We start from the raw sequence: 11,048 nt of genomic DNA, 5'->3' as shown, positions 1-11,048 counted from the left end.
ATCTAATATTGAGAGCGCGCTGTTAGTTAATGTCGGTTTTTTTGGTAAGGTAATATAAAAAACAGTCCCTTGATTTAACTGACTTTCAACACGAATTTGGCCACAGTGTTGCTCTATAATTGCTTTACTTATAGCCAGCCCTAACCCTGTGCCTTGGCCTATTGGTTTTGTGGTAAAAAAAGGGTCAAAAATTTTATTTAATTTGACGTTATCAATTCCACTGCCATTATCTGCAATAGTAATATAAGCATTTTGTTCATCGGCTTCAGTGGTAATACTGATCACGCCTGCTTTGTCACAAATAGCTTGAGCGGCGTTAAAAAATAGATTTAAGAACACCTGAGATAGCTGGGTCGAACGTCCGGTGATGATGATTGGCTCTGTGGTGTAGTTTTTTTTAACATGTGCGTTGTATTTTATTTCGTTCCAGGCAACACGTAATGTACTGTCAATAAGCTCTGCAATATCAATCTCAGCAATTTGCGTTTGATCCGGATGAGCAAATTGTCTTAACCCTTGCACAATTTCTTTAACACGATCAGCCCCTTCACTCATTTCACTAATTATATCGCTAGAGTCAGTTTTTAATTCATCAAATTGATAATGCTGTAGGGCCTGTGTTAATGGTTGTTGCGCTATGTCCTTGTTTTTTTTAAGCTCACTAATTAAGCCGATGAACTGATCAATATTATAAGCTAAATTTTGGATGTTACTGACTATATAGCTCAAAGGGTTATTTATTTCGTGAGCAACGCCTGCAGCCATTTGTCCTAATGAGGCCATTTTTTCTGAGTTTATTAATATTTGCTCTATGTTATGTTGCTTTTCTTCCATCTCTTTTTGTTTAACTAGCAGGTTTCGTTTTTCAAATTGTGAAATCGTATTACCAGCAAAACTGACAAAGCGTTGCATTAGGGTAATATCATGTTGATTAAACGCCCCGATCGTCTCGGAAAAAATATAGAGCTGGTAGCTTTGTGTGCTTGTGCTCACAGGGGTGGTGAGCATTGCATGCTGCGAATGCCAAAAAGAATCTGTTACTTGCCAATCTGGGAGTTGGTGTAAATTAAATACATTTTTAATGTCTCTGTTGGGTTTATCTAATATTTTCAGTTTTGCAATTATTTCATTGCTTTGCGGGTGTGATGCTGTGATTAATGTAGAGGTTTTATCATTGGGATTAATTTTAATTAAAATAGCGGCAGAAAAAGCAATCGCTTGCTGCAAAATATCAAAAAACTCGGTGAGTAAGGTTTCAGTTTTGTCGTTTTTTATTATTGCATCTAACCCATTTAATATAAGGCTATTAAATGCACGGTTTTCTTCAAGTGCAAGATTATGAACTTGTAATAAGTGGAGTTTCTCTAATAGTATTTCGTTACTGTTCATGCAGGACCACCAAAAATCTCACATGCAATCATTAAATTGCCGTGTTTACTTGTTGAATCGCTGAATGTACCAAGTTCACCGAAGGTGAACCCCATAATAAACGGGGTATTCGGTAATTGTGCCTCGATAGACTGTTTTACCTCGTTCATCGCATTTTTAATTGATAGCATACAACCGCCGCAAAAAATAATAATGGCACCGGTAATATTGTTTATAGCGTGGAGCTCTGCCAATTTAGTCAATGAATTAACAACAATATCGCCTCGTTTGATTAATTGCTCCGGGCTACCTGAGGCAAGATAGACAGTGTCGCCAATATTTAGATTTGAGAATAATTCAAGCGTACCATTTTCAGCAACTGCTGGGTGACTGAGCAGTAACCTAGGTATCTCGTCATCTAAAGAGAGGGCTCTCGCTAAAGGGGTCATTGTTGATTGCGCAAGTATATTTCCTGCTGCCAAATGTGCTAGCCCTAAATTTTCTCGCCATTGGTTATACACATTAAATGCAGGTTGGTGATCAATCGTTTTTAATAAGCGACCATCAACGTCTGTAACTGTGCCCTGCTGGTCTGTTTTATCATAGCCTGAGCTAAACAAACCAAAGGTTTCTACACTTGGGTATAGCACCGCAACAATAAAGCCCTGTTGGTATACGCTTTCATTGTTGCTGAAACACCACTTTGCTGAAATATCATTATCGGCGCAGCTGCCACCAAAAATAGGAATGCGCTTTCCTATTACATCTTGAATGCCTTGCAGAACGGTTTCTTCGTTGCCAGGTATTTGAAAGCACCAAACCATTTTGGGTGCGAGTCCTGTTTTACCTGCATTAGCAATGGCTTTTAATACGGTTTGAGAAGCACTTTGTCTTATGTTTTCGCTTGAATCGCAGCTAGCAACACCATAACAACCCTGAGCGTCTTTAATGGATAATAAACTAATGCTTTGCTCGCTTAATGATAGGTTTTTTTCAGTTGCAGAGCCAAGACAAGAGGAAATGAGTAAGCAATTATGCGTATTTTTTAAAATGCTTGGCTGTGTGTTTATAAGGTAGTTAATCGTATCTGTTGTTGCAAACCCAAGGAGCAAGTCGGGTTTGCCTTTAGTAAATTGATTTATAGGCTGTATAAATTTATCTATATCGCTGCTGTGAGCATGAAAAGTATCAATGGCGAACATAGATGCTCCTTGTGATGGCAATGGTCGAAAAGTACGTTTAAATTATTAACCATTAAAAATTTAGTCTAGACTATTATTTAGTAGTTTGCGTTTTACTAGGGTAATAATGTCACTGATGTCTTAAGTACCTTGCACGTCGCTTTTGTTGTTAAACTTATGTTATTATAGGTTTAATAACAAGCTAAAAATAAAAGTGTGCTAAAAACAGTAAAACCGAGTGAAATTGCGAGTTCCTGCTGTTGAGACAGCTGGTGGGTTTGAAGTTGCTGTACTAATACCTTAACAACCTCAGTTAATTTATCTATGTCTGGGCTAAGTGGTATAGAGGTGATTCGCTTTATTCGTTCTCACGAAGATTTTAGAGATAGTAGCCATTGGTTATTTCGGGGGGCTTAAACTCAATTAATTGATGCCGTTAATACGGGGGATGTACATACATCTAATCCATTTAGTAACGATGCATTGATAAGCAATGTTAATAATTTAATTGGCGATATAACTCTTTTTGGGGGGTAAAGAATGGCTTGTCGAGTATTGTTAGTAGACGATGAACCCAATGTACTAAAATCTTTAAAGCGTGTACTTGTTCGAACAGGGTATCATGTTGTCACTGCCTCTAGTGGGGTTGAAGCACTTGAAATACTAAAGTCCAATCAAATTGAACTTATCATTACTGACTTTAGAATGCCCCAGATGAATGGCGCCGATTTATTACGACAAGTTAAAAATAATTGGCCCGATTGCGTAAATTTAGTGCTGAGCGGTTACGCTGATTTTAAGTCAGTGGTTGAGTTATTAAATCAGGGATTAGTATTTCGCTTTTTAGAAAAGCCGTGGATTGATAGTGAGCTATTGGAGAATATTAGCGAAGCGCAAATGAAATACGAACAACGCCGAGCTAAAAGAGTCAGAGAGCAGTTATTAATAGCCAGTATGTCGGCATTAGTAGAAATAGATAATAACGGCATTATTATTCGTTGTAATGCACCCGCCGCTACCATTATTCCCGATATTCATTTATACGAAAACAAACACTTAGCCAATTTAGATGCCATGCACGACAAATCAGTAAGTCAGTCATTTGTTGATAAGCAAAGTAGTGCACTTTTTATTAATTATGCTAACACCTCAGATCTCACTAAAAGCGAAGAAGTTATGATAGAGCGTTGTTTATCTGACGATTTTTGCCAGCTTTTAAAGTTATCAACTCACACAAAGAGCGTGAGTAATTGTTTTCAGCTTTCAAGCGCACAGTCCGTTGTGACTAACGAGTCTGACTTTTACCATCATTTGACACTTAGCGAAGCGAATAAAGAATATTTTGCTTTAGTGTGTGTTGATATTGCACAATTTCAATTAATCAATGATTTGTTAGGGCCAGAAGATGGTAGCTACCTTATAAAATTAGTTTTAAAAGTGCTGAAAGGGGTGTCTGACAAACCGGTGAAAATTCTTCATAAAAGCGCCGATCGGTTTGTAGTGTGTGTTCCTGATATTAAATCAGATAGTGAAATTTTAATTGATCTAAATAAAGCAATGGATGAACTGAGTAAAATACTACCAAGTAAGTATACGGATGCTCAGGTGCGGCTTTATGGTGTGTATGGGTTGTTCCCCGAAGATAATCTAGAGGGAAAAGAACTCGTTAACCAAATGCAGTTAACTATGAATTACCAAGCAGGTGAGCAGCAGCGTATTTTTTCTCGCTTTGATCCTGAACTAGTCGCAGATTATAAAAAGAATTTTGAGTTAAGCCGTTTGTTATTAACTGCGGCAAGTAAAAATGAAATGTCATTGCGTTTTCAACCAAAAATTGACACTAAAACAGGACAAGTGTTTAGTGCCGAAGTATTAATCCGTTGGTATGAGCCGAAAAAGCATGGCTGGGTTGCACCGGATCACTTTATTCCGATAGCCGAATGCGATGGTCAAATTATAGCAATTGGGCGCTGGGTTATTTCTCAAAGTTGTAAAACGCTAAAATATTGGGCAGATAACCACATTGGCGTACGTGCGCTGGCTATTAATTTGTCTGCAAGGCAATTAAAAGATGATCCAGAGTGGATTGATTACATGCTTGAATGTTTAACGATTAATGGGTTAGAGTCATCACAGTTAATGTTTGAGTTAACAGAAACCTACTTAATAGATGATTTTAGTGCCTGTGAACAACAGTTAGTTAGGTTGAGGGAGCTAGGGTTTAAGCTATTAATAGATGATTTTGGTGTAGGTTACTCATCACTTGGCTACCTTTCTAAGCTGCCAGTAGATGGTGTTAAATTAGATAAAAGCCTTATTACTAATATTGAGTCGTCTTTAGCGATGCAAAGCATGGTTCGTAATATCACGCGTATGTCACATGATCTAAACCTAAAAGTGATAGCTGAAGGCGTTGAAACAGCCTTCCAATGTGAGTTAATTAAAAAGTTAGGGTGTGACTACATACAAGGTTATTACTATTGTAAGCCTTTAGAACAAGATGATTTTTGTCGTTATTTAGACCATTTAAATAGTCAAGGTGTGCAATGAGTTCGATAGCGGTAGTCATATTAGATGACGATGCTTTTTTATTAAAAGTATTACAAAGAACTATTCAACGAAGTTTTGAAGATGTTGAGATTATGACAACATCGGACATAGATGAGTTTTGGCAACTGTTAAAGACCAAGGATGACATAGATTTAGTATTGAGTGATTATTTAATGCCACAAATGAATGGGCTGGATGTTCTAGAGCAATGTATTTCACAAAACCCCTATCCTGTAAGGGCATTACTTACCGGTGATATGTCCCTCAGTACCATGATGCGACAGCCAAATGTCGTTCATGCATATTTGGCTAAACCGTTTAATCAAGCAGATATCACTTCACTTTTTAATAATGTAGCAGCATTAAAGTCATTGCCCTTTGCCTTTAATGTGCGCAGGCAGTTAGGGGCTATGATTAGCTTTCCTGTTTACCCAATCATTTTAAAAGAACTCAGAGACTTAGTACAAAGTAATGAGTTTGATTTACATGATATTACGCATGTTGTTTCTCAAGAGCCCATAATAACGGCTAAATTATTACAACTTGCAAATTCGGCTTATCTTGGCTTTGTTAGGCCAACATCGTCAATAGATGAAGCAGTATCTAGGCTTGGAACAACGATATTAATGGCTATCACCACTTCTTTATTGGTGGGCAAAAATTTTGAATCATCCATTCCTACGGCTGTTCATGAAAAGCAATTGGATATAGCTGCGAATTATGCCAGTTGTGTTAAGCGTTTTGCTAAACAAGTGGGTTTTGATTTGCACGATCAAGAGCTATTATTTTCAGTGGCTTTATTGAGTTTTGTTGGCAAAATTATTTTACTGTCTCAAGGCGAAAGTGAAGCGTGTATTGAATATGAAAAAACTATGAGTGATCAATATACTTGTTCTCACTTTATTTCGGCCTATGTTTTAAAGTTGTGGGGATATGACACTAATATGTGTAGTTTACTGATGAGCTGCCACGATTTGGCAGGTACTGATGATAATACGCTGATCCCGCTCAATCATACATTATTTATTGTTAGACAAATTTTATTTTATGCACAAACACCTTCGCAGCTGCGTTTATATTGTGAGCTCTACGAGGTAGACGCGACACTCTGTAAAGTTATTAGTGAATTTGATTGGGAAAGTTATCTCTTAACTTAATGGTGCATAAAATAGATCTGCAAAATAGCCCGAATTCCAATAATCATCTCTTCACAGACTTTTCTGCTCCTCCTTCCCGCTTTGTATTTTATCGACTTTAGTTCAGGGTCTGTTGACCTTTGCGGATTGAAATTTGTTCGAACTAGGGGCGGTTTAATCGCCCCAAGAGGTTTGTAACCTAGTGGGCTCGATAACTGCTCCTGCGTTATTCTACTGGCTTACATCCATGTAAGAATAAGTAACCTGAACTGTGGATAATAAATCTATCTCAAGCAGCTATTTTCAGCGCTAACTGCGTTGAATTTACTTGCAATAGACTAGCTATTGACGCGTAATTTCGCTTTGTTTTCACTGAAAATCTCTGGCTAGAGAAAATAAACATAAATATCATTTTGATTCAATATTTTAGTAAATCTCTTAACCACAGTTCAGGTTAAGTTAAAACCGAGCAAAGCTTGTGCGTCCTGCTCACGCCCCTTACCACCATCCATGGTGGTAACAAAGCGTAAATCGGCCCTAGGCAGAAGAACCCTTCGGGCAGCGCCTGTTTGGCATTGATGCTGCGTTATCGCCTATTGATGGGGAATAACACCACATAGGCTCTGCCTAGCCTAAATACCAAACAGACTGCGGTAAATTTAACCTTGAAAGATCAACAGACCCAATATGTTCAAAAAAAATAAATCCGTCGGTGAGAGTTCTGCTCTCACTGGCAAGCAATTTTTAAAACGCTACAGTAAAAAACAGTCATTTTTACTTTATGCGGCTGTATTGTCAGGAACTGTCTCAACGTTACTTCTTTTAATTCAGTGGGTTACTTTTAGCTATTTGGCGCAAACCTTATTCATTGAAAAAGCACAATTAAATGATTTATATGGCTCCCTTATCGTGCTTTTTACCTCACTAATTGGCCAACCTTTATTTACAAGGTTACAAGTTCATTTGAGTCAAAAGGCAAGTGTGAGGATCAGAAATGATATTCGGCTATCTATTTTAGCTAAATGGCGGAATTCCAGCCCGTTATCGCTAAAAAAACACTCAGCAGGTGCCTCTGCAACTCAGTGGATAGAAGAAGTTGAGTCTATGGATAGTTATTTTTCTAGGTATTGGCCGCAACAAAACTTAGCCGTTATAGCACCTATGCTTATTTTAAGTGTTATTGCTTGGTTTGATTGGTTATCGGCATTGCTATTGCTTATTTCAGCACCTTTGATCCCATTATTTATGATTTTGGTGGGCATGGGAGCTGAAAAAGTAAATCAAAAATATTCATTGATCCGTCAGCGTTTGGCCGGGCACTTTTTAGACAGAGTAGCAAACCTTGACTATATAAAATTACTGCGCGCAGAAAATGCCATTTACAACGAGGTTAAGGAAAATAGTGCAGGGTATAGAAAAGTCGTCATGAAAACGCTTAAGCTGGCGTTTTTATCATCAACGGTATTAGAGTTTTTTACCAGTGTGGCGATTGCAAGTTTAGCTATATACATTGGCTTTTCTCTTTATGGCGCTATTGACTGGGGACCTGCAAGCGAACTCACTTTATTTTCAGGGTTAGCAATTTTAATTTTAGCGCCGGAATTTTTTCAGCCGCTTAGAAATTTAGCCGCATTTTACCATGACAGAGCAACCGCTTTAGGCTCTGCGAACAACCTCGTGTTATTACTTGATAACGCGCTTGATGATGAAAACAACAATACAAACGAAAAACATACTGTTAGCACTGTCACGCTTGAGGCTAAGCAACACATTGAGGTTAATTTGCAAAACGTAGTCATAGGGTATAGCCGCCAGTCACCTCTTCCTCATAAAATTAATATTAATATACAACAGGCACACATGTTAAGTATTACTGGGCCCTCGGGCACAGGTAAGTCAACACTGTTAAACACGCTTGCGGGGTATACTGCACCGTTAGCCGGCCGTATGAGTATTTATCCACAAGCGGCACCTATTGCGTACTTACCACAACGAGGATGGATAAAAAATGATACCGTTTTTAATAACTTAAAAGCGTTAGCACCTAATGCTACCCGTGCTCAAATGCTTGATGTACTTTGTACTGTTGGCCTTGATAAAGAGTTATTAGATAAACATACGGGGCTAGATACTCTTATTGGTGAGCATGGACAAGGTTTATCTGGTGGACAAATTCAGCGCATTAGCATTGCAAGGGTACTATTAAACCCAGCCCCCCTGATTTTATTAGATGAGCCAACGTCAAAGCTCGATGTATTAAGTAAAAAATACATTATAAGTGCACTCAAAATACTTAAAAAAGAACGCATATTAATTGTAGCCTCGCATGATCCATTACTTTTAAGTATTGCTGATGCCCATTTAGATTTATCGCCTATAAACACGGAAGGTAACAATGAAGTATTGGTTTAAGCTTTTATATAAAAGCCAGCAAAAGCGTTTATTTTTAGGTGTTTTTTGGGCATTGCTAACGGCCATTTCTGGCGTGAGTTTATTAATGTTATCGGGTTGGTTTATTACCGCAACAGCATTGACAGGTATTGCAATAAGTTTAGGTATTGCCAGTATTTTAAATTTATATATTCCGGGCTCTGGTATTCGTTTTTTTGCATTGAGCAGAACCATTTCACGTTATATAGAAAGAATTTATAACCACGACACTATTTTAAGATTAATAGCTGTTTTTAGATTATCTCTTTTTAACAATCTCACTAAGCAGTCTATTGAGCAGTTAAGGGCGCGCACGGATAGCGAGTGGCTAAGTAAACTTACTGTCAATTTAGATGCCCTTGATAGTTTGCTACTTCGTTATATTATTCCGCCAATTATTTCCGTATTACTCATTTTTTTACTTACTGTTTTTACCAGCTTTATTTGGTTTGAATTGGCATTATATTTTTCGGTGTTTTTACTGATCGGCATGACCGCAGTAATCGCGCTTACAATTAAGCTTACAGCTGAGCTTTCTTATAAATATGCAACTATGATGGATGAGTTTAGGCAAAAAATAATTGAGCACCTAAATGGTGCCTTTGAGCTTAAGTCGATAGGTTTAATGCAACAGCATGAGCAAAAAATCGTTAATGAATTGACATTATTTAATAGGTTACAAGAAACCTTAAATGCAAGAATAGCCAATGTTCAGCTGATTTTTGATTCTATGCTAAATATAGCGCTATTTATTGTGGTTGTGAGTGTTTTTTTTGCAGTTAATGAGCAGCTGATAAGTGAGGCACAAGCAATTATGTTTGTAATGATGCTGATAGGCGCTTATGAGGTTATTCAAAGTTTACCTAATCATTTTAGCACTTGGGGGCATACATCGTTTGCTGCGACAAAACTGACAACGTTAACCCATGCTAATGCATCAAAAAAATACCAAGAGCTTAAGCCCCTGAGCGATATTCAAATTGATATACACAATCATATTAAAATACCTAAAAGCCTAGATACACCTTTGAGCTTATCTATAAAACACGGCCAGTGTGTTTCAATTATTGGCCGCTCAGGTACAGGGAAATCAACGTTTGCTAATTTATTAATGGGTATCGAAAGCGTCACTGCAGCGCATGGTGGTATTTATGTTAACCAACTAAACCTGCAGGATATAGCACCTAATAACTGGTATGAAAAAGTGAGCTATCTGCCTCAAAATGATGCTATTTTTTCAGGAACACTTGGTTACAATTTGATTGTGGGTTTAGATAACATTTCAGAGGCAGATATTTGGTCAGCTCTAAAAACAGTAGAGCTATACGAGTGGGCGATTAATTTACCCGATGGTTTAAATTATTGGTTGGGTGAAACCGGAGGGGTTGTATCCGGCGGACAAGCAAGGCGCATTTGTTTAGCTAGGTTATTACTTCGACACCCTGAATTAGTGATTTTAGATGAGCCTTTTAGTAATGTTGATGAGACCATGGCAATGAGAATTTGGGAAAATATGACACCTTGGTTAGACACTAAAACGCTAATAATTTTAACGCATGAGCAGCCCTTATTTTTAAAGGCGCATCAGCAAGGGGTCACTGTTAAATTAGATTAACCTAAGCGTATCCTAATTTTGTTAAAACCATGATTACCCAGAGTTTAGCTTGATTAGTAAATAAATCGCTACGAGCGTTACACATTATGCATAGTAAGCGACACTATGTCATAAATTTCGCCTTGTTAATAATGCATTTGCTTACGCCAAGCGCAAGCAAATGCATTATTAAAAGCCTTGAATGTTACCGGATCATGCAGGCCTTAGTTTCATTCGTTTTATTAAGTGTCCACCAAGGTAAAGCGTAACCCCAAAAACAACATGAGATATGATCACTTTTGTTATAACAGACATAGGGTTGGGCGTTAAGTAACCAGCAATTCCCATTCCCATGCCCGGGTGCATAATAAAATAAGGCACTATCACCGTCACCATGCCTACCGTTATAGCTGGTTTAAATGTTGGTTTTTCAAGCCATTTCAATCCAAATAACAAAAACAAAAGAGCCGCAAATACCATACCTATAAAATAGTGACCAATCCAGCCAGCCATTAGCTCATAAGGAAGCGCTTGCGCGGCTTTTATAGAGGCATGGTAAAACTGACCATCAAGCATATAAAGCATCCATCGGCCTATAAACTCATATTTAGTTAGCGGGGTATCAAATAAGTAGTGCCGGGCTATATTCCAAAGATCGAGCAACGCGGTTGCAATAGCGCCTAATATGATTGAATAAAAACTAAGTTTAAAAAGGTATGCCATTTAATACTCCGTATATCAGTAGTAAAACTGTAAAGGCTATAAAAGTAAGTTAAAAATCATTGAACT

The 11,048-nt window shown here is 37.8% G+C and carries 7 protein-coding genes; 4 read left to right on the top strand and 3 right to left on the bottom strand.

Going from position 1 to position 11,048, the window contains the following annotated elements; all coding sequences use genetic code 11:
* Both KG708_RS05520 and KG708_RS05515 read right to left on the bottom strand, forming a co-directional pair.
* The coding region (locus tag KG708_RS05520; RefSeq protein ID WP_213608457.1) for an ATP-binding protein at positions 1-1,389 on the bottom strand (1,389 nt) is incomplete at its 3' end.
* Entirely contained in the window at positions 1,386-2,570 is a 1,185-nt protein-coding gene (locus tag KG708_RS05515) for an FIST N-terminal domain-containing protein (protein WP_213608456.1), read from the bottom strand. The genes KG708_RS05520 and KG708_RS05515, both read right to left, overlap by 4 nt.
* Before the next feature lie 519 nt (positions 2,571-3,089).
* Between KG708_RS05515 and KG708_RS05510 the strand changes: the two genes are divergently transcribed.
* The 4 genes from KG708_RS05510 to KG708_RS05495 all read left to right on the top strand — a co-directional run bounded on the left by KG708_RS05510 (position 3,090) and on the right by KG708_RS05495 (position 10,280).
* The gene (locus tag KG708_RS05510) at positions 3,090-5,099 is read left to right on the top strand and encodes an EAL domain-containing protein (protein ID WP_213608455.1); all 2,010 of its coding nucleotides are present in this window, start codon (positions 3,090-3,092) and stop codon (positions 5,097-5,099) included.
* Entirely contained in the window at positions 5,096-6,256 is a 1,161-nt protein-coding gene (locus tag KG708_RS05505) for an HDOD domain-containing protein (protein WP_213608454.1), read from the top strand. The genes KG708_RS05510 and KG708_RS05505 overlap by 4 nt, the downstream gene beginning before the upstream one ends.
* Positions 6,257-6,922: 666 nt before the next feature.
* Positions 6,923-8,647: a thiol reductant ABC exporter subunit CydD gene (cydD, locus tag KG708_RS05500; RefSeq protein WP_213608453.1), complete on the top strand. Its 1,725-nt coding sequence runs from the start codon at positions 6,923-6,925 to the stop codon at positions 8,645-8,647.
* Complete coding sequence (locus KG708_RS05495; protein WP_213608452.1) at positions 8,631-10,280, top strand: ATP-binding cassette domain-containing protein; 1,650 nt, start codon at positions 8,631-8,633, stop codon at positions 10,278-10,280. Before cydD ends, KG708_RS05495 begins: the two co-directional genes overlap by 17 nt.
* Before the next feature lie 192 nt (positions 10,281-10,472).
* On the opposite strand, the gene KG708_RS05490 is transcribed toward KG708_RS05495, so the two are convergent.
* A complete protein-coding gene (locus KG708_RS05490; RefSeq protein WP_213608451.1) occupies positions 10,473-10,982 on the bottom strand; it encodes a DUF2938 family protein in 510 nt (169 codons plus the stop codon).
* Positions 10,983-11,048 lie beyond the last annotated feature (66 nt).

Source organism: Pseudoalteromonas sp., from assembly GCF_018402495.1.
In the GTDB taxonomy this organism is placed as follows: domain Bacteria; phylum Pseudomonadota; class Gammaproteobacteria; order Enterobacterales; family Alteromonadaceae; genus Pseudoalteromonas.
This window is presented reverse-complemented; position numbering and strand designations above follow the sequence as displayed.

What these genes read in the sequence shown, in the direction of transcription:
- KG708_RS05515 (WP_213608456.1), bottom strand. Translation starts at nt 2,570, where the DNA reads ATGTTCGCCATTGATACTTTTCATGCTCACAGCAGCGATATAGATAAA.
- KG708_RS05510 (WP_213608455.1), top strand. Translation starts at nt 3,090, where the DNA reads ATGGCTTGTCGAGTATTGTTAGTAGACGATGAACCCAATGTACTAAAA.
- KG708_RS05505 (WP_213608454.1), top strand. Translation starts at nt 5,096, where the DNA reads ATGAGTTCGATAGCGGTAGTCATATTAGATGACGATGCTTTTTTATTA.
- cydD (WP_213608453.1), top strand. Translation starts at nt 6,923, where the DNA reads ATGTTCAAAAAAAATAAATCCGTCGGTGAGAGTTCTGCTCTCACTGGC.
- KG708_RS05495 (WP_213608452.1), top strand. Translation starts at nt 8,631, where the DNA reads ATGAAGTATTGGTTTAAGCTTTTATATAAAAGCCAGCAAAAGCGTTTA.
- KG708_RS05490 (WP_213608451.1), bottom strand. Translation starts at nt 10,982, where the DNA reads ATGGCATACCTTTTTAAACTTAGTTTTTATTCAATCATATTAGGCGCT.